Source organism: Variovorax sp. F042, assembly GCF_057814215.1.
Window position 1 is genome coordinate 1 of the sequence record NZ_JBVASX010000072.1, and the last position, 295, is coordinate 295.

At 66.4% G+C, this 295-nt stretch carries 1 protein-coding gene; it reads left to right on the forward strand.

Translation table 11 applies throughout. From position 1 onward, the window contains the following. Positions 1-150 precede the first annotated feature (150 nt). Positions 151-295 (forward strand): DUF7003 family protein (locus tag ACZYSP_RS35450; protein WP_489019233.1); only part of this gene is annotated, 145 nt, incomplete at its 3' end.

The window sequence follows — 295 nt, forward strand, 5'->3', positions numbered from 1 at the left end:
GCGCCGCTGGGCATTTCGCTGCTCGGACCGGCGGGGTCGGACCGATCGCTGGTTGCGCTGGCGCAGCGCATCGTGGGCTGCGGCCGGGGCGGCATCTTTCGGCCACCGTTAAAGTCGCCCCGAAAGCCCACCTCGGGCTCGGGAGCATCCATGCTGAGCTGGCAAGAAGCCGACATCCTTTCCGTCCTCGACCAGTGTTGCGAGAACTATGTGTTCCCGATGCTGGACAACGGCTATGTCTCTCTCGCGGCCACGCGCATGTCGCTGTACCGGTCGCCGCACGAGTGGGCCATGG